The organism is Rhizobium sp. 01L419 (assembly GCF_056400025.1).
The window spans coordinates 122,744-143,925 of sequence record NZ_JBFTSM010000015.1 but is presented as its reverse complement, the minus strand read 5'-3'; the positions used below and the strand labels follow the sequence as shown (position 1 = coordinate 143,925).

Here is a 21,182-nt window from a genome sequence, read left to right as displayed (position 1 = left end):
AAATCAGATCGGGCTGAACTCGACGAATTCGCACTGCATGTGATCCGACCGCGTCTTCTTCCAGTCATAGACATATTCACCCTGGTCGATTGCCGAGCCGATCATTCCAGGCAAAACGGTACCGGATGGATTGGTCGCCGCTTTCCGAGCGATGTATCGCCAGAACAAACCCGAGATGTCGGACTGGTCTTTCTCGATACGAGAGAGTTGGACGACACCGCATGGACCTTCGGGCTGCGATGATACGACCCAAGCTCCACTACTCGCGAAGTCGGAAACCCAGACGAACTCCTGCGTGAACGCGTTCGAGCTGACCTGGCAGGTCCGAATATCCTTCGCGTGGTCAGCCCTGGTGATCGTCAGGAAGTTCTCCTCGGTTGGATGATCGCACATGCCAGCGAGAGCGCGGAGCGTCTCGAGCATACTGGGGTTTGCCTTCGCGTCCTCTCGCAGACGGACCATGCCTTCCTTAAACTCCGCGGCATCCGTCGCGATTCCAGGATTGCGGGCGAGAGCGTCATCAATGGAAATCTGACCGGTGGCCATGCCGAGCCACGCCCCCATCATGTTGCATTCCTTGGGATCGGAGAATTCCTTCGCCGCCTCGGGGAAGCTCTTGCGTGCTTCGTCGAGCTTCTTTTCCAGATCGGCAGCCTTCACTTTCTTGCGAACGGCCGTCTGGAGGAAGTCGCACCTGAGGCGCTGTTGGCCCGCCTGAAGCTTGCAGCTATACGTCAGCGAGGAATCCTCCTGCTGGTTATAGAGCATGCCATTGGTGGGATAGTCTGCGGCGACGGCATCGAACGCCACCATTCCGACTGCAAGCATTATTAGCGTTTTCATCGATTTTCCCCCGTCCCCATCTTTGCTCCGGCAGGAAGGGGAATTCAACCGTCAGGACACGCCGCATCTTGTGACCTGCTAAGCGTTCAACGAAATCCTTGCTACGACTCGTTCTGGTGTCTAGCCTTTCGATGCTCGAGCATCCGCGCTCCGTTGCATGACGCAGTTCGCTGCCGCAACATTGTCTCCGAGCATGCTCTTCTTGAACTGACGAGGATCCGACATGCTTGCTGAACGTCCTACGACACCGGAATCCAACCCCGTCGACGCTGCTATGGCCTGGCACGGAGGCGATCCGCGCGCAACCATCGACGCTTTGCTTAGGGATCGCGAACGACTGTGCGAACAGCTTGCAATCGCCCGGGAGTGCATCAGCAAGGGCTATACGCGCGGTTGGCTGCCCGGCGCTGAATTCGAGGGGTGATGACGATAACTGCGGAGACGAGCAGCGCCCCGGAGTTCGTCGCAGAACTCGTGAGGGCGGCGAATGAAACCGACCGCCTGACCGCGGGCGAAATCGAGAGCTTGTTGCTTCGTGCGATGACCACGGTGCGCGATCTGCGCGAGCAAGCTGGCATCCCTGGAAGTGGTACCGAACACGATGCGATCGTCCGCTGGACACCGTGGCGAAAGGCGTCGTCACAATCTCCCAAGCGAATATTTCGGCAACCCTTCGCGAAGCGGCAGATATGGTCCGGACTCTCTGGATCGTCGTCGACAGCGGGACCGTTGTCAGTCTGAAGCCCTCACAATGAGCTCGAACCATTGGGCCGCGGGAGCATCTGGACGCGTATCCTGGAAGCTCTGACCGTGGAAGGTTGAATCGCCGAGACTAGGCAAATCGACAGCAGCTACATCTACTTTAAGGTTGTAGTCTGCAGACAACCCACTTGTCATCCTATGGCAATATTTCGCCGTTTATTGCTAGAGAATAAGCCTTTCGAAGGATTTCAAGCTCTACCATTGCGCGAAAATGTGCTTTGCTTGATCAACCAAAGATCTGGGCAAATACGATGTTACGATCCTCAGCGTTGTGGCCTTGCTCGGTATTTCGTGGATGCCGGCTGCGTCTTCTCGTGCCGAAATCAAGGTCATCGTCGGACCCCTGCCAACTACTGGCGACTTCGATCTGGAGAAGAAGACGCGTAGATCCTTGAGCGGCGTTGCATGTCCTGTCGCGGTAGAAGGGAAGCACGTCTGCCTTGTCGCCTTCGATGAGGGGGCCGCAGCCCGAACCATTGCTATCAACGAGACCGAATACGAAGTTCGAAAGAAATCGATCGATCTTGGTCCTGACGACAGTGAAATGGACGCGGAAGCGGTCGCAGCCGACGGTGCCTTCTACTATGTCTCGGGTTCGCACGCCGACAAGAGAGGTGACCCGTGCGAGGTGAACGAAGGAAGCCATCGACTTGTCAGGATCGCCTACGATCCGGCGACCGGACTCCCACTTCGCAAGTCAAACGGCAAACTGAAAGACCTCGAGGACGGGTTCGATATCACGAAGGTACTCAGCGACGACCTGCGGGGATCAGTCGGGAAGTCTTCGGTGCAAGTCAACATTGTTATGTTTGACGAAGGTCACAAAGACTTCGTGGGCGCATGCGCACATCATCCGGTACGACTCCGGCAAGCGCGCGATGCTGATGATGAGCGAGGAAGGCGGGATCGGCCCCGCAGGCGACTGGCAAGAGGACCTCGAGTCAGCAGAATAGTAGCTCTCATCCACAAGGGCGATTGTAGACTTTTCCACATGGACAACTATCGTGTGCGCACAGGACTCACCGAGCAATTCCATGACCGACAAGCGCTACCAGATTTTTATCAGCAGCACCTTCACAGATCTCCAAGAAGAGCGCCGAGCGGTCCAGGACGCCGTAATTTCTATGGGCGATTTCCCGGTGCAGATGGAGTCGTTCCCAGCGACCGACGAAACGCAGATGGATTTCATCAAGCCGCTCATTGAGCAGAGCGACTACTACGTGCTGATTATTGGCGGCCGGTACGGAACCATTGATGATGGCGGCCTGAGCTTCACCCATCAGGAATTTCGGTATGCAGTCGAGAAGGAAGTTCCTGTCCTAGTGATGATCCACGGCAAGCCCGAAAACATTGCATCCGGAAAGACCGAGAAAACGGACGAAGGCCGAAAGAAGCTCAAAGAGTTCATCGGCGAGGCACAGCACAAGCGTATTCGAAAAGATTGGGAGACGCTTGGTGACCTGAAGCTCGCCGTCAGGGAAGCTCTCGATCACGCAAAGAGGGCAAAGCCCAGGACGGGATGGGTCCGTGGCGACACCATCGCCAGTTTCACCGCCCTCGAAGAGCTTAATGAAGTCCGAAAGGAAAACGAAAAATTCAAGGAGGCTCTGGGCAACCTAGCCGTGGATATTCCCTTGCCCCAGATCCCTGCGGTCAGCGACATGACGGTGTTGAACCTGATCCCTCTGACATTAAAGTACCGGTCCGGTGAGAAGCGGGAGGGGAGCTCGGCAAAAATTCAAGGATCCTGGATATCCTTCTTTCCGTTGTTCTTCTCAAACCTTGTGGTCCAGACGGGTGATTGGAACGGGGAATACTATTGGCATATCGAACACGAAAAATCCTGCGTTGCTCTCGGATCCTCCATTGCAGGAGAACTGTCGTGGGTGGACACGACGAACCTGTTCACGATCTCCCGCGGAACTTTGGATAGGTTGATCGCCTACTACACTGAGGCTGGGCTGATGGTTTCCACCACAGATGGCCAGAGTGCGTTCACCGAAGCCGCGCAGCGCGTCGCCAGGAGGCACCACATCGTCGATAAAGCAGCTTCCTTTGGCGTAATTGACGGCGAGATATCGGTGAACATTATTCCTGCCTACAATACCGACCTCGAGAAGGATATTCCCTTCTAGTCATCTTCGTATGTAAGCGGCAGAAAGCACGTTATGCGGGAGAACCGATGGTCGCAAAAATCAAAGCTTATGCACGGCCGCGCCAACTTTATCGATATCGATCGCTCGTTGGGGACAAGCTGCAGAAGTTTCGGCAAGAGCTAGACGCGGTAGTCCAGGGGCACGTCTATTGCCCAGGCTACAAGTCCATGAATGACCCCATGGAGGGCAGCCATCGAGAATCCGCGCTCCTAAAGGGCAGCGTCCGCCACGATCGAACCGTTGCCGAAGTGCGGCAAGTCATCGATACTCTGGGTATCGCTTCGTTCTCGGAGACGATGGATCATGAACCAATGTGGGCTCACTATGCAAAAGATTTCTCTGGGATTTGTGTCGAGTACAATGTGAAGCGGCTTCTCGACAATCTCGGCAATGAGAACGAACTCGTTCGCATGACCTACGGCGAGAAAGCGCCGATGCTGTACCGAGATCGAGAGACGGCCGAGAACCGTGCCAAGATGATCCTCTCATGCAAATCGGTCAGATGGGCCAGCGAAAGAGAATGGAGATTAATCCGGCCGACGATCGGGGCGGCCCCCTACGAGTTACGGACGGCCGTCACGTCCGTATATTTAGGATCGCGCATATCAGAAGAGCATGAGAGAATAATACGAGCAGAGCTCCAGCCGCTCAAAATCCCCGTCCGAAAGATGGAAGTCGATACCTATGCAATCGCCTTCGAGCCGAAGAAGACGACCAGAATCAAAAAGCTCAAATGATCAAGGTCGGATGTTCTCCCGGCCTTTATCTCATGCCGGAGACCTGCTAGGCGGCACTAGATCAGAAATGGCTCCAACGGTAAGCGGCGAGTGCTCCTGCAGATCGGCAGCATATTGCACGGGACCGCGTGGCGGGCGCTATTGCATCTCTGACAACGGGCGGAAGAGCTATCTGCGGAACCGATTATACTGGACTGCGAGGAGAGCGGCGTTGAGAGCGGTTCTAGGCATCGACGCAGCATGGACAGAACGCGAGCCAAGTGGCGTCGCTCTGGTCGCAGATGATGGATTCGGCGGGCGTCTCGTCGAAGCTGCCGCCTCCTAAGATCCGTATCGTTGAGTTGTTGGACGTCGAAATCGCAGGTCTCAGAGACGCGCTGCCGTTGCCACCGCCAGAACTTCTCGGTCCGACCATAGAGACCGTCAACGGCCAAGCGGCGCCTAGGTTCCTGCGTACCGGTTCGCTGGCGATGGTCAGTTGCCGATCCCCAGGTTTTTCTCCACAGCCCGCATCTGATTGCCCGAGTCTGTGCTCCTTTTTTCTTCACTATGGATGGCGCGTTTGGCCGCCGCGGTACCTTCGCTTGTTACATACCAAACGACTAGCGTAGTGGCGGTCGTAAGCAGGACGACAGGCAGCGTCAACGATCCAGTCCAAAGATGGGAGAGGTCAAGCAGTGAGAGGCCACCCATGACCAACGCCACGACGAACAGGAAAGCTTTGGCGTTCGAACTCGTCTCGGTGAACATGCCAAACCAAGATGACAGTACGTCGATCGCGATAAACACGGAAAGGATGAAGGCTAGTACAAGTGCAGCAGTTCGCAATGGTTTATTCCCTTAGTTGATAGCTGTAGGCAAAGTTTTGGGGTCTCCTACGCTCGATCGGCGTCGGCAATCCGTGCGATACGGCAATCATCCCGGCCACCGAATAGGCCTGACCGACCTCGGTGCGTGCTGAGGGATGAATGTGGAGCGTCGACAGCCGACCGGACTCATATGCTCCAGTGTCGATGGCGATCCGGTTCGGAAGTTGCTGGACCCACATCGTGTCGTTCGGAGTATGCCCGTGGACCACGAGTTTCTCGAAGCTTCCGGCATAGTCGAGAAAAGGTTCGCGGATCCACATCAGCTTATAGGGGGCCTGACTCCGGAGGGGGACGCCGGGTTCCAGACCTCTGCGTGCACGAGAATGTGGTGATCTAGCTCCACATAGTGCTGCGCAGCCCGAAGGACATCGATATGCTCTTGGTCGATTACTTCAGCGGCGAAATTCAAGGTCGCTTCCCCGAAGTCGAAACCATATGACGCGAGCGTGGCTGCGCCGCCCATCTGCGAGATCCAGTGCAGCAGCAATGCCTGCTTTCGGAAGGGGTCGGTCTCGTCGATTATACGCAGCGGATAGGAATCGTGATTGCCAAGAACCAGGCGCGAGCCTGGAACCGTTGACAAGGTTTCGGCGACGAGGCCCAGGGCCTTTCGGCTCCCCGGCCCGCGGTCGATGATTTCCCCCAGGAAGATGACTCGATATCCATCGACGAGGCGGCTCGCCTTCTTTGCGATATCGCTCAGGAGCGCCTTCAGAAGGTCCGCACGGCCGTGGACATCGCCGATGGCGAAGGTGTGGATCTGGTTGCTCGACATCCGCTTGCCCTTAGTAACTGCAGCCGTTCTACACGGCAGGCGTTTGGAAATCGTGCAAATGCATGCAACACTTTTCACTGCGATCTTAGAGGATGATTAGGTATCCTTGGTTGCAAAATTTTTCCGGGTTCGTCGCTACGACCATCCTCGACAAACAGGACGATCGACATGCTGGACGAGATTGAGCAGGGCTTCTTCTGGGGACGACACTACGGAGGAATGTTCTTCGCTGAAAACGGAAAGTGGATCTGTGCTTCCGGTGAGCGCGACCACGCTCTCGCGCGAGCGTGGATCATGGAGCCGTCGGGCTATCAGGGTTGGACTGTCGTCCTCGATAAAGTGGCCGAGGATGAAGAATATTGCTGGCAGGGCATGGTGGTGGGTGTCGACAAAAACCTAACGTACGCTCATGCCGAAAAGATCGCCTATGGCTACATCACGGAAGGGGAGGTCGAATTCGACTTTCATCGTGACGTGGCGCTGCGGATCTGGGGCGGCATCGAACAAGGATGGATCGACGCCGCGATTAGTGTCCGTTTCAACACGCACCGTTGGGTTCGGCTCTACGAAGAGGACGGCGGATGGCGCGCCTTCGGTAGCTTCGAAGTCTGGAACCCGGACATCCGTTGTTTCGAAGCCGAGCAAACCGGACCTGATTTTCCTGCAAGCGGCGTCGGGGACTTTGAAGCTGTCCGGCAGGCTGCCTACGACTGGGTCATCGAGCCTGCTCTTGAAAAAACACTGAACCTGCAAGCTGCTGCTTGATCGATGGCTCCAACCATCCCAGCTAATGCAAGCCCGCAGCATTTTTTTGAGTCATCACTCCTTCGGCAGCACATAGCCTGCCGAAGACTTCGCTGACATCATCGATCACCCGCAGAATCGTAGGGTCGTTCAGCAGCGTGAGATCACCACCCATGCCAAGTTCCCGCAAGGACGTGGAGACCGGGCTGCCGAAGGGCCCCCACCCGGTTGCGAACCGAGCGGCGCTCACCATCGAATCTCCATAGTTGAACGGGCGAGGGATGGCATCATGGCACACGAACGTGATCTTTAAGCCCCGCTCGTCGTTCCGCGACGTTGTGTGCAAATACATGCCATCGAAGAAGAGCGCGGGGCACTGTTCCAGCGAATAGCCAGCCTCCCTACCGAGATGGATGTAATAATTCTCTTCCAGGAGGGTGAAATCCATTTCCTTGGCGGTATTCCAATCGAAAGCATCTCCGCCTTTGAGGGTGGTCATATCGTAGACCGCGCACCCGGCCTCTTCCCAGAGGTCGTGCTGCTGATCCATGAACTTCTTCATCTTAAGGACGCCCCCAAAATGAATTTCACGCGCGACTGCCTCGTCTGCGATCCTATGGGCGGCTTCCCTAAACTCTGCTGTTCCGGGGCCGTACTTCTCGGCAAGTTCGCGCATCTGTTCGTTGAGCTGTGCCTGGGCAACGTTGATGGTGGTCTGCAGGGCTCGATAGCGGACAGGGTGGTATTGGTTCATTGATCATCTCCTTGACCTTACCGAAGATGATGAGGACAGGGCTTGCATGCGAGAAGATGGTTGCCAGTCCTGAATTCGAGGCTCGGTGACTGTAGTCGCACTCAACAAACTTCGAGTTGAATTCCCATGTGATTGGGCACAGACGGTCTGGACACGCACCGGGCTAAACGTCATGGTCGGACCATGGAACGAAGCAGGCGTCTCACTGTCTTTCCCGATACAAATCTTTTCCTTCAGTGCCGAACGCTGCAGGAGCTTCCGTGGCGCGAACTCGGTGACTTCAGTGAAATAGAAGTCCTTGTCCCTCGTCCGGTTCAGAAGGAGATTGACCTCCATAAAAGCGGCGGAAACGATAGACGGCAGCGCAGAGCCCGAGATGCCTCCAGCCTACTGCGATCCATAATTACTGATCGCGCCCCGCTATTGATCCGCGATGCAGATCCACAGGTTACGCTATCGCTTCGGCTCGACCTAAGGCCTGATCCCACCTTAGCAAGTACGCTCAACTATGCCGAACCTGACGACATCCTCGTCGGCATTGCACACGGTTTCGCAGCATCCGACTTAGATCTCGAAGTTGCAATTCTGACTGATGACACAGGGGTAATGGCCTCGGCGAGCGCAACGCAGTTGAATTTCAAAGCGATCCCGGAGCACTGGAGGCTTCAAGTCCCGTCTACAAACGAGGCGAAGGAGTTGAAAGCCGCGCATGCTGAAATCAAGAAGCTTCAGCTGCAGGAACCGATTTTCCGGGTGAGATGTTCGGAAGATGTCGAAAGGAAGGGCGCACTTGAGTTCGAAGTTCCTGTAGCGCATCCATTGACGAAGCCCGAAATCGACAGCCTTCTGGAGATCGCAACTTCGCGGTTTCCGAAGAAGCAGGACTTCAGCGTCAACAACGGGCGCTCTCCGAAATCGGGACCGCAAGGAATTGTTCTCGCATCCTTGATGGGTCTCGACGTGCCGCCAACCACAGAACAGATCGCCGCCTACAATCGTGCCTACGATCGGTGGACCGAAGAAATGGCAAGGATTCTGACGGCGGCCCATCGGATCCTGCTGGCGGAACATGACGTTTGGCCGAAGATCTCGTTCATCGCCGAAAACGTAGGAACTCGCCCGGCAAATGACGTATTTGTCGAGATCGTCGCGACTGGCTTGCTGCAGGTATCCCAGGATGAGCGGCAGGACCAGGATATCGAAAGCCTTCCATCTCCTCCCGCAGAGCCGAAGGGAGCGCTGCTAGATATGTATGCTTCGTTCCGTGCTATGGAGAACTTGGCTGGCGGTCGCAAGAATGTTTACGGTTACGATGTATTGATGCCTAGGATACCGAAGCCCCGCGAGGCGGAAGGCTTCTATTACAGGAAGCGCGACTTCACGAAGGCCCACGAGCGATTGGAACTCGACTGCGAGCTGTGGCGCCATGGACTCAAACCTGAAACATTCACGGCGCGTCTGAATCTCAGCCGTTCCGACAAGGGTCGAGGTGCGATAGAGTTTCGAATTCACGCGAGCAACCTGTCGCAGCCCGTCTGTGAGACGATACCGGTCGAGCTGACCACGAAACACTTATCAACCTTTGAATATGCGCGGGATTTAATCCAACGACTTCGTATTGTGCCCTTTGACTAAATTCGTAGGCTCCTGGGTTGTGTACGAGCGTCGTGACGACCGAAGGAGTTTGGAAGCGACTGGAATGCGAACGGGGCCTTCCGCCTGACTGGTGGATACCGCGTCAAGCGTCCGCAAAGCGGCTTGGGTCGTCTTCCTTTGCTTTGAAGCCGATCTTCGTCAATCCTTTGGCTGGCCCGGGCGCAGCTGAACGCGACCGTGGCCCGTTATAGGCGATGCCCGATCGTGGACGGTACCGTTGGGTGATCGTTGCTGGTTCGAGAGGTGAAGACCATGTCGCTGCAGGATATTCCACTCGACAGAATTACGGCGGCCGATATCGAGCATTTGGTTACCATGCGAGTGGCCGAGTCATTGGTGCTGGATTACAAGCGCGAGAGCTACGATCCGGGGGAGGACGGAAATTCCGAATACCTTAAGGATATTTCCTCGTTCGCGAATACCGTGGGTGGCGATATTGTCATTGGGTTGGCCGAACAAGATGGCGCTGCTGACGAAATCGTGGGCTTTCCAGGTAACCTCGACAGGGAGATGCTTCGGCTCGAACAAGTTCCAATGACCGGGATCGAACCCCGCTTGGCTAGTCTGAAAGTGCGTTCGATCCCAACAAGCAGCGGACCGGTCATAATTGTTCGCGTCGCCAGAAGCTACATGCCCCCGCATCGCGTGATTGCACGGAAAAGCAATCGTTTCTGGGCACGTGCTGGAACCATGAAGTACGAGCCGAACGTCGAGCAGCTTCGGCAACTTTTCACCAACGGACCTCAACTTGGCGAGCGCGTTAGAGCGTTCCACTTGGACCGACTGGTCAAAATCACCGCCGGGGATACGCCCATTCCGATGAGCGTATCCGGAAAACTCGCGATCCATGTCGTCTCGATTCCGGCGTTTGCGGACGGACGCCTCGCGGACATATGGCGAATTATCGAGAAAGGCGCCCATGTGCCTCTCCCCCCCGACGAGCTTCGTTTGATCAAGAAATCAACCGTCAACTTCGACGGCTTTGTCAATTTCGCTCGGTCAGATGGAACGCAACGGGGCGCATATGCACAATTTCACCGTAACGGGGCGATTGAAGGCGTCGCCGACCTCCAGACTGATCGGGAAGGCAAGTCGATCTTGAGAGGCGAGTCGTTGACCCGGTTGGTCATCGAGACGATTCGGCAGTACGTGAAGGTTCTCGATTCCTATGAAGCTGGACTACCCATCTCGATCAACCTGTCGATCTGTAACGCATCGAAGACCGTAACCCGATACGAGGTGCCGGGTGGCGGGTACGGCGAGACAGGCCCTGCCGGAAGAGAAATCCTGGCGGTGCCCGAGATCCTGCTGCATGACGCGGACGTGGACATTCCAGCCATAATGCTCCCTGCATTCGATATGCTTTGGAACGCATTCGGTCGGGAGCGATGCGACGCCTATGATTCCGGCGGCAAATGGCTGGGCGAGGGTGGATCGGGCTGAAGTCTGACAACCCAGACCCATGGACGTCTCCCTAGGTCGCAAGCGGTGCGTTGTCGGCGCAGGTGGGCTGTTTCCCCCTCCACATGCGCGATGACGTTGACGCTGATTATTGTGGAAAGCGATGAGGTGAGCGATCGCCGGTGTTCTGTTAAGGTTTTCCCGGGATAACAAGTGCGCCCGACAGCTTTTCCTAGAGTTCGCCGGGCGCCGAAGTTTTGGGGGCGTAAGCTCGCGGACGCCATCCGCGAGCCTGCTTTGAAATGCTTTCGTTAAATCACATTGGCGGGCGCGGTTGCACCGTTGTCCGCCAATGGCTTTCTCAAGCCATCCGCTTTGGAGCGAACGTTTTGCGCGTGTACCAGGTATCAGCGGATGGATCGTAGATGCCGGGCAGGGGAAAGTGCTGGCCAATCTCGCCGTAGATCCGCGGCGACATCGTCGCGATGGGCAGTTCATTTGCCAGGGCAGCGGCGGCTACCTATACTGCGTGACGGAATGCGAGCTGCTTGGAAGCCGATTGATTCGTCCATAGACCCTGAATCGGCTTGCAGACGAGAAATTTTGCGATTGTCTTGCGGTAGGCGTCGTTGTGATCGGCGACGAGTTTAAACCGGTCCTTCTCGAACTTGAGCCATTCTCGCAGCTTGACAGCCTTTGCCGGATCAACATCGGCGAGCCTTGCAATACCAAGTTCCACGTCGACGAGAGTTGATGGGGTGACGAAGATTCGGTTGCTGGAGAGAAACGCCGACACGCTGGCCAGCGGCCGCGGTTTGCTCGACTGGCTGAAGACACATGTCGTGATGATGAAGTTCATTTTCCATTTCCTATCTGGCGCAGACGAAGGATTCGTCTGGCGCCAGGGAAACTGGCAGGAAATCACCGGCGAACCGTAAACGGCGGGATTTTTCTGATCGATAGGAATGAACCCTTGGTGAGTGGCCTATCATGTTGTGCGGCTAATCGGGGGCCAGGATGGTCGGCGAGCTGTCGCTCGCGTTGCCTTGTGGCGAAGGGGCAGGTTTCAGCCTGATGAGCCCACCGTTCTCCAGTACACTCACCGAAACGCGCATGGAGTTCCCCAACGTCCCCGCGATGACCATGATCGGCTTCGGGCACTTGTAGCTGGTGTCGATCGCGATCGAACGCATTTCCCGTACGTCGTTGCTGCTAGGATCCGGGGCGCCGCCAGGGTGTGAGTGCCACTCGCCGAGATAGTATTCACCGCGGACCCATCGGGCGCGAAGTTTGGCCGTCAGCCCACTGATACCCCTTTGAAACCAGGCCCTTCCGGAGCTGGAATCAGCGGGACGCTCTGTCGCTGCGGTGACAACCGCCACGTTCCCATCCTCCTCGTAGCGACCAATGAGGATGCCACCCGTCTCCTTGTTGGCCGACGCAAGCGCCTCCTTCTCGATCAATCGCAGGGCGGCGTCTGTCAGACGAACCTCGACAGTCTTGCTCGCAGCTTGAAATGCCACCACAATCTTTTCATCCATTGAGCTTCTCCACCGTGCCGTCGAACGCTTGCCGGAAATATTGGCAGCGGCGTTTCGGCGACCTGATTGCCTCTAGGATGGTTCTCGTCGCGACAGCGCTCCACATGCGGACATCTGCGGCCGTTGCCGGAAACACTGGATGCCAGCAACCAATCCCTTCCATACGGGCGTCGCCGAAATCGGTCGGTGGCACATTCATCTCGTTAAAGCTCTCCTTCGCATCGATTGCCGGGAAGGTGGACTCTGACGCAGTGAACACGAGGAGGCCCTCGGCGCGCCAGGTCATCGCCAGACTGATGAAGATCTTCTCACCGCCCCAGTCGAACTCGGCCATGGCATCGAGAACCGCATCCGATCCGGTGCAGTCGATGATAACATCAAACGAGCGCAGTTCCTCCGCGAGTTCACCGGTAGCCGGAGGGAAGCTGGCGACGATACCTCGGACATCGGCGTCCGGCATGGTCAACGAGAGCGCGCGCGCAAGGGCGGTAGCCTTGTCGTGGCCGACTGCATCCATGCCAAGTACATGCCGTGTAAGGTTTCCAACATTCAATATATCAGGATCGAGTATACCCATCCTTGTCACGCCCATACGGACAAGATTTTCGGACACTGCGCCACCGAGGGACCCGGCGCCGAGAACCAGCACCCGCTTGGAAACCATCCCAGTGCCAAAGCCGGAGCGCGTCCGGATCTGGTCGGGCTCCCAATTGACCGTCCGCAGCCAGGTCAATGAAGAATTCGCCGTCGGCCGGAGCCGGTCGATGAAGCGACGCGTGTGCTCGTTCGCGCGGAAGCCATTCTTCCTCGTCTTCCGATCCGACAGTTCGACCGAGCCTACAGCGATCCAGTGATATTTCGAGGGAGTTCCACCGATCAGTTCCGAGATCGGAAATCCAAGGAACAACGTCACCATGCCCCGATCGTCTTTTCGACGCCGGCGATCGGCGCCAGCGAACTCGAGCACTTCAGCGAGCTTAACGCCCTGACAAGCGAGCTGAGCGGAAAGATCCGCCCACGTTCGCGGCAATTCCCAAGGCGCCAGCACTGGCAGATTGTCGAGCGCGATCCAGAGGCCAGTTTTTGCTGGGGTTGCTTCAGCTATTGCCCGCCCCCATGCCGACTCTCTTATCGGCGCCAATTGGCGATCACGGAAAGTCGTCATTGCATAGCTGGTTTTCGCCGCCGGCAGCTTGGCGAGATCGACCCATCCCCATTCATTGGCCCGACCCTGCCAGAATGCCAAATCGTCGTTTGCACCGACGAAGCCGACGACTGGGAAGCTTGTTTGCCCAGCTCCGGACGGCAGCTCCAGCGGTTCACCTTCGATCGCCAACTCGCCCATAGCCGCCGCGTCAATCCACATAAGCAGGCGTTCCAGATGCCAGGCGATCTTCTCGTCGATCGCATCGGGCTGGCCATTCCACGAGGCGCGCCCGAATGCGGCCGCCGGACGATCAAGGCAGGGATTTCCCAGCCTCCACGGCAGCGATCCAGCTCCTTCGCGGTTGAAGGACTGGTGCTGGAAGGTCGCAGAAATCCCACCGATCGTCGCCGGGTAAACGGTGACGTCTTTCATCCGCGGAATGAAGACGACATACCAAGCCGTCTCGGCCGAGATGAACTTGGTCGGATCGCCACTCAAGAGGGCCACGAAGGGCAGGAACCAGCGACCCTCCGAATCCGATGACCAGGTGTTGGTGCATCGAATTCGAGGATGATCCGCAAGTCGGTCTGCAACGCTCTGAAGGACTTCAGGGACAAACAACTAGAAGCACCTCACGCGAACCGATCGGTCCTCCGTGGCTCGGCAGGCTGTGACGGGGGAATGAAGAAGCCAGGTTTACGGTCGCCACCGTTCGGTCCGGGAAGAGGGAACTTGCTGCCGAACAGCTTCTGCCACAACTCGCCACTCTTCTGCGCATCGTCCGAATCCAGCGCCTCTCGAGCCTGTCCGGCGGCTGTCGTGATTGCACCATGGAAGGCTTCGAAATCCTCCGCAGAGAGTCGCTTCAGGACATTGTGCTCTGGCACGCCATGATCAGGAAGCTCCGGCACCCAACCGTACAATGCGTGGTGGCGCCAGGTGTCTCGCATTGATTCCAGCACCTGCACAAAGCCGGTAGCAATCGAGGAGGTGCCATTTTCGAGGACGTGCCCGATCATGTGTTCAAGCGGATAGCCTTTCGGATACTTCGGCACGATAAGGGGATTCTGCTGCCGCCACCATTTCGTCGCCCGCACGAGGTTGACGTAGTGGCCATTGCATGTGCGGTTCTTTGCCGCCGTCCATTGGATCTGGGCAAGCGGATGCGTTCGCCCCCAGTTGCCGACATCGCGGTCTGGCAAGAACAACGGGTTCGGACGCCAGTTGGCGACTGGCGCATCATCCATCGCCAGAGGTTGGTTCCCGAAAGGTGTGGGCTGCCAACTCTCGTTCAGGCGCCAGCTCGCGTCTTCTTCCAGGGTATCTGTCGTGAGAACCGACTGTGAACGGTACAATTTCTCCATCGCCTGCCGGGACGCGGGATCGGTCGGCAGCGCTGTGATGACCAGGTCGATATCGACATAAGTCAACTCGATGCCGAACGACCGTCCCTGCGGACGCCATTTTTCCGGATAGTGGCGTTCCAAGAACGGTAGGAACTTGTCCATAGCCTGCTGCGGGGTCGTGGCGTGATAGTCGATATCAGTCACCACGACGATATCCACGTCGGGCCGTTTATCTCCGGTCGGTCGGATTGCTGTCGAACGCCGGATGCTTCCCTGCAGGAAGGTGGCGACGACGATCTTGCTCAGGTTCTCGTCGGCCGACAGGCGTGAGCGGAGCGTGCTCGCTCCTGTTTTCCAACTTTCCTTCTGCCGATCCGTCGGACGGATTTCGCGGAGGAATTCACTGAATTGCGATCTAAGTTCCATACTCAACCAATCCTGAAAGAGGGGTGGTAGCTACCATCTACGGCACCCTTGAAATCGAACTCGTACAGCTTGACTGGTCCCATCGCGTCCCGATGCTGGCCCAAGAAAAATGCGAATGCGTTCGGCCCCGACAGAAAAAAGTGCCGCTGCGATCCGAAGGCCGGACGGAGCGCCCTAACGGCCTCTGCTATCTGATCTGCGAGGAAGGCTGCATGCTCGCCGCCAGTCAGCGACTGTTGGCCAGGCCCGCCTTCCGGAGTGACGTGAAGGATCCGTCCGATACCCGGTACTTTCGCTTTCACGTACTCTTCGACGTCGACGAGGACATTGCGGGAAAAGCTGACGACAACAGCAATTTCCTCGCCGTCACCGATGTCGACTACCGATGTCGATGCCCGTGGTCCCTTCTTCCCATCATCGGAGCGCCAGACCGTCGTCGGCCCGCGCCCTTTCTGATTGAGCTCCACATGCGTGTTCGTCTTGAAGCCAAGCATCGCCCCGGCGAGGAAGGCGACGGAAGAGTGGGTGTCGAGGAACAACCGGATGTTCTTGTCGGTATCGCGAACACGCTTGAGAAAGTCTTCCACTGCGGGACGGACGTCGGTGTTCCAGTCGGCGCCCGGCTGCAGGTGCCGGATGTCAAACATGTGGAGCAGGGACAGCGTGTTCTCGGGAGACGCATCGAGATAGTCCGCCGGGCCGTCGCTGAACGACCTGACGGAAATATTCTTCCGGTCTTCCGGCTGCGTGGGTTTGATCCAGCCTTGTTCGATGCAAAGTTCTTCGAAGGCTTCCCTGGTCAGCTTGTTGCGCTGGGTGACTTTCAGGGCACGGGCGGCGCCGTCGAATTTGAACTCGAGGCTGTTTCCGCCGCTGGCCAGGCCGACAACCTGGAACCGAAGATCCACATGCTCCCTCATGTCCTGCAGGGAGTGGTAGCCCTCCATGATGTGGAAGGTGTCGAGGATGGCGTAGAGTTCCTCGTCGGTATCGAGCTTGAGATGCTTGCGCCAGAGAGCGCGGACTTCGCCCATCTCGCTTCTCTCCGTCTTTCCGACAGCGAGCTTCTCCACGTCCAGTGACTTGTCGGCTGTTTTGAGAAGCTTGGACAGAGGATCGTCGTCGCGCACACGGTCGGTCGTGACGAGCGTAAACGTCGAATTGGGCGGTGCCTTTTCCACAGCCTCCTTTAGGCGCTCGAGGATCGAGACGGCTGTCGCTCCAATGAATTCGGGCTCAATCAGGTCTTTGAAGCCGAAGCGACCAGCCTGGTTGACGTGGAATTTCACCTGGTGATGAGCAGCCTCGACCCTGAACGAACGACGCCCAGTTTGGCCGGGGCTATAGCGCACGACGACATCATCGAAGCCCTTCGGGCCGTCAGTCTCGTACGAGACTTCGACGACATGCGGGGTCTCCGGATTGCGAAGGCCTGAAGCATGTATCCAAAAGAACCGGGCCTGGTAGTCGTGCCCGTCCCAGTTTGCAATCACTGCGTCTGCCATACTCGAATACCGTGCCTGTCTAGTTGATTCCTGTTTTGTTCCTTGAGGCATTTTCCGGGCATTGAAGTGCCCGGAAGGTTTTGCGTTTTGACCAAAATGGTCGACTTAATGTCATTCTCAGCGGCGCAATGTAAAACCTAGTGGCGCGCTACACTGAATTTTCCCGAAGAAATCAGCTGCAGCCACTCGTCGCGCCGCATGTGTCACACTTCTCGCAGGTGCCGTTTCGCACCATCGTGAAGTTCTGGCACTCGCCGCACATGTTGCCGGTGTAGCCCTGCATGATCGAGCGGGCGCGGCGTTCGGCTTCCACCTTCTTGGCTTCCGTCTTGGCGGAGGCAGCGTCGGCTGCGGCCTTGTCGGAGAAGAGGGCGGTTGCCTCGGTGCCGGTTTCCTCGATCACCTCTTCGGCGATCTCCTCGGCCAGTTCCTTGGCGCGCTCTTCATAGTCGCGCTTGAAGGCGACGATTTCGGAAGTCGAGATCGCCACTGTCGGCTCCAGCTTGCGGGCGGCAGCACCAGCAAACGACGTCACCGAGCCGGTCGAGGAGGCGCGGGCAGGGGCCGCGGTTGCCGCACCCTTCGGCTCGCCACCCTGACGTTCGATACCGGTGTTGGAGACCAGTGTCGGCTTGTAGCCGCGGGTCCAGCCGGTGGAGAGCAGGTTCGTCTTGCCTTCTTGGATACCCTTGCCGAGCGCCGTGTTGGAGAAGTCGGACGTATCGACATGGGCCAGATCGTGACGGCCGAGATAGGAAACCGCGAGTTCGCGGAACACGTAGTCGAGGATCGACGTGGCGTTCTTGATCGCGTCGTTGCCGATGACGATGCCGGCCGGCTCGAACTTGGTGAAGGTGAAGGCCTCCACATATTCTTCCAGCGGCACGCCATATTGCAGGCCAAGCGAGATGGCGATGGCGAAGTTGTTCATCATCGCGCGGAAGGCGGCGCCTTCCTTGTGCATGTCGATGAAGATCTCGCCGATGCGGCCGTCACCGAATTCGCCGGTCCGCAGATACACCTTGTGACCACCGACGGCAGCCTTCTGGGTGTAGCCCTGGCGGCGGTTCGGCAGCTTCTCGCGTTCGCGGGAAACACGCTCGATCACGCGCTCGATGATCTTTTCGGTCACCGTCACGGCCTGGGCCGCTGCCGGCTGCTGGATCAGATCCTCCAGCGCATCCTCATCGTTGTCGTCCTCGATCAGCGAAGCGTTGAGCGGCTGCGACAGCTTGGAGCCGTCACGATAGAGGGCGTTCGCCTTCAGGCCGAGCTTCCACGAGAGCATATAGGCATTCTTGCAATCCTCGACGGTCGCCTCGTTCGGCATGTTGATCGTCTTGGAGATCGCACCCGAGATGAAGGGCTGGGCAACCGCCATCATGCGGATATGGCTTTCGACCGAGAGATAACGCTTGCCGATCTTGCCGCACGGATTGGCGCAATCGAAGACCGGCAGGTGCTCCTTCTTAAGGAAAGGCGCGCCTTCCAGCGTCATCGCACCGCAAACATGGATGTTGGCAGCCTCGATGTCCTTCTTCGAGAAACCGATATGGTCGAGCAGGCTGAAGCTCATGTCGCTGAGCTGTTCGTCGGAGACCTTCAGAGTGGTCTTCAGGAAGTCGGCGCCGAGCGTCCACTGGTTGAAGACGAACTTGATATCGAAGGCGCTCTTCAGAGCGGCATTGACGGCTTCCACCTTCTCGTCGGTAAAGCCCTTGGTCTTCAGCGTCGAGGGATTGATGGCCGGAGCCTGGTTCAGGTTGCCGTGGCCGACAGCATAGGCTTCGATCTCGGCGATCTGGCTTTCGGAATAGCCGAGCGTGCGCAGCGCATCCGGAACGGCGCGGTTGATGATCTTGAAGTAGCCGCCGCCGGCGAGCTTCTTGAACTTCACCAGAGCGAAGTCAGGCTCGATGCCGGTCGTGTCGCAATCCATGACGAGGCCGATCGTGCCGGTCGGTGCGATAACCGAGACCTGCGCGTTGCGGTAGCCATGCTTTTCGCCGAGCTCAAGCGCCTTGTCCCAGGCAGACTTCGCATGGGCTACGAGATCCTGGTCGGGGTTCTCCGAATGGATCAGCGCGACCGGGTTCACGGAAAGCGCCTCGTAGCCTGTGTTTTCGCCATGCGCAGCGCGGCGATGGTTACGGATGACGCGCAGCATGTGCTCGCGGTTCGGCGCGAAGTTCGGGAATGGTCCGAGTTCGGCAGCCATTTCGGCCGATGTCGCGTAGCAGACGCCGGTCATGATCGCCGTCAGCGAACCGGCAATGGCGCGGCCCTCGGAGCTGTCATAAGGGATACCCGTCGACATCAGCAGGCCGCCGATATTGGCGTAGCCGAGGCCGAGCGTGCGGTATTCGTAGGAAAGCTCGGCAATGCGCTTCGACGGGAACTGCGCCATCATGACCGAGACTTCGAGCACGACGGTCCACAGACGAACGGCATGTTCGTAGTCGCCGATATTGATGCGCTTCGTCGCCTTGTCCTTGAACTGCAGGAGGTTCAGCGAGGCGAGATTGCAGGCGGTGTCGTCGAGGAACATATATTCCGAGCACGGGTTCGAGCCCCGGATCGGGCCGCCGGCCGGCGACGTGTGCCAGTCGTTCATCGTCGTGTTGAAGTGAATGCCCGGATCGGCGGATGCCCAGGCGGCATAGGAAATCGTTTCCCAGAGGTCACGGGCCTTCAGCGTCTTCATCACCCTTCCGTCCTTGCGGGCGGTCAGGTTCCAGTCGCCATCTTCTTCGACAGCGCGCAGGAAGTTGTCCTTGATCGAGACGGAGTTGTTGGAATTTTGGCCGGAAACGGTGAGGTAGGCTTCCGAATCCCAGTCCGTGTCGTAGGTCTTGAACTCCATGTCCTTGTAGCCCTGGCGGGCGAACTGGATGACGCGCTGGACATAGTTTTCCGGAACCTGATCCTTCTTGGCAGCGCGGATTTCGCGCTTCAGGGCGGGGTTCTTGGCAGGGTCGAAGCAGTCGCCATTGTCGCCTTCGCAATTGACGCAGGCCTTCATGATCGCCTTCAGATGCTGGGCGACGACCTTGGAGCCGGTCACGAGAGCGGCAACCTTCTGCTCTTCCTTGACCTTCCAGTTGATGTATTCCTCGATATCGGGATGGTCGATATCGACGACGACCATCTTGGCCGCACGGCGTGTCGTACCGCCAGACTTGATGGCGCCGGCAGCCCGGTCGCCGATTTTCAGGAAGCTCATAAGGCCGGAGGAGCGGCCGCCGCCGGAAAGCTTTTCGCCTTCGCCGCGCAGCATGGAGAAGTTGGAGCCGGTCCCGGAGCCGTATTTGAAGAGACGCGCTTCACGAACCCAGAGGTCCATGATGCCGCCTTCGTTGACGAGATCGTCTTCGACGGACTGAATGAAGCAGGCATGCGGCTGCGGATGTTCGTAGGCAGACTTGGACTTGGTAATCTTGCCGGTAAAGGGATCGACATAAAAATGGCCCTGGCCGGGGCCGTCGATGCCATAGGCCCAGTGCAGGCCGGTATTGAACCACTGCGGGGAGTTCGGGGCAACGCGCTGCGTGGCAAGCATATAGGCAAGCTCATCCTTGAACGCTGCCGCATCTTCCTCGGAAGAGAAATAGCCGCCCTTCCAACCCCAATAGGTCCAGGTGCCGGCGAGACGATCGAAGACCTGGCGCGCATCGATTTCCGAGCCGGTTTGTTCGTCCTTCGGCAAATCCTTCAGCGCAGCGTCGTCGGCAACGGAGCGCCACAGGAAGGAGGGGACACTGTTCTCCTCGACCTTCTTCAGGCGGGCAGGGACACCGGCCTTGCGGAAGTATTTCTGCGCCAGGACGTCGGTGGCGACCTGGGAAAACTGCGCGGGAACTTCGATGTTCTCGAGGCGGAAAACGATCGACCCATCCGGGTTCTTGATCTCGCTCGTCGCCTTGCGGAATTCGATATCCGCATAGGCGCCTTGACCAGCCTTCGTAAACCGACGTTCGATGCGCATGTTCTTAACCTCTTGTTGGCACCCGAAAGGGCGCAAAATTCCCGTCCGGCTACGCGTTGTCCCTTCGCGCGGCCAGTGCTCGTTCCGTCTTGTGACAGGATGTCATCCGGAGATGTCTGTCCTGTATCTTGTGGTGAGGCTGGCTGCAAACACTAAATATAGTGTTAACAGCTTATTTTTACCAGTCCCCGATGTCGCTTTTTGAGGCTGGAAAAAGGCGCAAAAAATCCTGCAGGCGTCACCGCGTTCGGCGGTCCAACACCCTGATTCTGCGTTTAATTTTCCTTGGGAGAACCGGTCTCGTTACCTCCGGTTCAGTCGCCGCCGCAACATCTGAAACATTAAGTTTGAAACGGCTGATTCCGTCAAGGGGTGGAACGTAACCGAATGCTAACCACAACATCTTGTGGATGGCCTTGTGAAGACTGGGGAAAGTCGGGTAAGCCTGAAAATACAAGGGCTTGCAGCAACGACCAGGCTAGGAAGAGGCCGGAATGCCAAAAAAACCGGCTGCGGTAAAAGTTGGGATGGCTTT

The 21,182-nt window shown here is 57.6% G+C and carries 17 protein-coding genes; 6 read left to right on the top strand and 11 right to left on the bottom strand.

Annotated features, from left to right (window positions below):
- Window positions 1-3: 3 nt before the first annotated feature.
- Window positions 4-843: a hypothetical protein gene (locus tag AC1DUP_RS26440; RefSeq protein WP_477835594.1), complete on the bottom strand. Its 840-nt coding sequence runs from the start codon at window positions 841-843 to the stop codon at window positions 4-6.
- A gap of 223 nt (window positions 844-1,066) precedes the next feature.
- On the opposite strand from AC1DUP_RS26440, the gene AC1DUP_RS26435 reads away from it, so the two are divergent.
- Window positions 1,067-1,267 (top strand): dehydrogenase, encoded by a 201-nt coding sequence (locus AC1DUP_RS26435; protein WP_477835592.1) that lies wholly within the window; start codon window positions 1,067-1,069, stop codon window positions 1,265-1,267.
- Window positions 1,268-1,831: 564 nt separating this feature from the next.
- Here AC1DUP_RS26435 and AC1DUP_RS26430 read toward each other — a convergent pair.
- Window positions 1,832-2,251, bottom strand: a complete 420-nt coding sequence (locus AC1DUP_RS26430) for a hypothetical protein (RefSeq protein ID WP_477835590.1) — start codon at window positions 2,249-2,251, stop codon at window positions 1,832-1,834.
- Between the two features lie 388 nt (window positions 2,252-2,639).
- On the opposite strand from AC1DUP_RS26430, the gene AC1DUP_RS26425 reads away from it, so the two are divergent.
- Window positions 2,640-3,740, top strand: a complete 1,101-nt coding sequence (locus tag AC1DUP_RS26425; RefSeq protein ID WP_477835588.1) for a DUF4062 domain-containing protein — start codon at window positions 2,640-2,642, stop codon at window positions 3,738-3,740.
- Window positions 3,741-3,787: 47 nt separating this feature from the next.
- Window positions 3,788-4,498, top strand: a complete 711-nt coding sequence (locus AC1DUP_RS26420; protein ID WP_477835586.1) for a DUF2971 domain-containing protein — start codon at window positions 3,788-3,790, stop codon at window positions 4,496-4,498.
- A gap of 474 nt (window positions 4,499-4,972) precedes the next feature.
- Here AC1DUP_RS26420 and AC1DUP_RS26415 read toward each other — a convergent pair whose 3' ends face one another.
- Both AC1DUP_RS26415 and AC1DUP_RS26410 read right to left on the bottom strand, forming a co-directional pair.
- A complete protein-coding gene (locus tag AC1DUP_RS26415) occupies window positions 4,973-5,326 on the bottom strand; it encodes a hypothetical protein (RefSeq protein WP_477835584.1) in 354 nt (117 codons plus the stop codon).
- Window positions 5,327-5,626: 300 nt separating this feature from the next.
- A complete protein-coding gene (locus tag AC1DUP_RS26410; RefSeq protein WP_477835582.1) occupies window positions 5,627-6,142 on the bottom strand; it encodes a metallophosphoesterase in 516 nt (171 codons plus the stop codon).
- A gap of 168 nt (window positions 6,143-6,310) precedes the next feature.
- Between AC1DUP_RS26410 and AC1DUP_RS26405 the strand changes: the two genes are divergently transcribed.
- The gene (locus AC1DUP_RS26405) at window positions 6,311-6,907 is read left to right on the top strand and encodes a hypothetical protein (protein WP_477835580.1); all 597 of its coding nucleotides are present in this window, start codon (window positions 6,311-6,313) and stop codon (window positions 6,905-6,907) included.
- A gap of 22 nt (window positions 6,908-6,929) precedes the next feature.
- On the opposite strand, the gene AC1DUP_RS26400 is transcribed toward AC1DUP_RS26405, so the two are convergent.
- Entirely contained in the window at window positions 6,930-7,640 is a 711-nt protein-coding gene (locus AC1DUP_RS26400) for a hypothetical protein (protein WP_477835578.1), read from the bottom strand.
- 183 nt (window positions 7,641-7,823) lie between these two features.
- Between AC1DUP_RS26400 and AC1DUP_RS26395 the strand changes: the two genes are divergently transcribed.
- Window positions 7,824-9,275, top strand: coding sequence for a PIN domain-containing protein (locus tag AC1DUP_RS26395; RefSeq protein ID WP_477835576.1), 1,452 nt, complete (start codon window positions 7,824-7,826; stop codon window positions 9,273-9,275).
- Between the two features lie 273 nt (window positions 9,276-9,548).
- The gene (locus AC1DUP_RS26390; protein ID WP_477835574.1) at window positions 9,549-10,739 is read left to right on the top strand and encodes an AlbA family DNA-binding domain-containing protein; all 1,191 of its coding nucleotides are present in this window, start codon (window positions 9,549-9,551) and stop codon (window positions 10,737-10,739) included.
- Between the two features lie 478 nt (window positions 10,740-11,217).
- On the opposite strand, the gene AC1DUP_RS26385 is transcribed toward AC1DUP_RS26390, so the two are convergent.
- The 6 genes from AC1DUP_RS26385 to AC1DUP_RS26360 form a co-directional block, all read right to left on the bottom strand.
- The gene (locus AC1DUP_RS26385; RefSeq protein ID WP_477835572.1) at window positions 11,218-11,556 is read right to left on the bottom strand and encodes a PIN domain-containing protein; all 339 of its coding nucleotides are present in this window, start codon (window positions 11,554-11,556) and stop codon (window positions 11,218-11,220) included.
- Window positions 11,557-11,698: 142 nt separating this feature from the next.
- Complete coding sequence (locus AC1DUP_RS26380; protein ID WP_477835570.1) at window positions 11,699-12,238, bottom strand: Mov34/MPN/PAD-1 family protein; 540 nt, start codon at window positions 12,236-12,238, stop codon at window positions 11,699-11,701.
- A complete protein-coding gene (locus AC1DUP_RS26375) occupies window positions 12,231-13,817 on the bottom strand; it encodes a ThiF family adenylyltransferase (RefSeq protein ID WP_477835568.1) in 1,587 nt (528 codons plus the stop codon). Before AC1DUP_RS26375 ends, AC1DUP_RS26380 begins: the two co-directional genes overlap by 8 nt.
- A 200-nt stretch (window positions 13,818-14,017) precedes the next feature.
- Window positions 14,018-15,157 (bottom strand): SMODS domain-containing nucleotidyltransferase, encoded by a 1,140-nt coding sequence (locus AC1DUP_RS26370; RefSeq protein ID WP_477835566.1) that lies wholly within the window; start codon window positions 15,155-15,157, stop codon window positions 14,018-14,020.
- A gap of 2 nt (window positions 15,158-15,159) precedes the next feature.
- Window positions 15,160-16,662 carry an SAVED domain-containing protein gene (locus AC1DUP_RS26365; RefSeq protein WP_477835564.1) on the bottom strand — a complete coding sequence of 501 codons (1,503 nt, stop codon included), beginning with the start codon at window positions 16,660-16,662 and terminating at the stop codon, window positions 15,160-15,162.
- Window positions 16,663-16,834: 172 nt separating this feature from the next.
- Window positions 16,835-20,647, bottom strand: coding sequence for a vitamin B12-dependent ribonucleotide reductase (locus AC1DUP_RS26360; RefSeq protein WP_477835563.1), 3,813 nt, complete (start codon window positions 20,645-20,647; stop codon window positions 16,835-16,837).
- Window positions 20,648-21,182 lie beyond the last annotated feature (535 nt).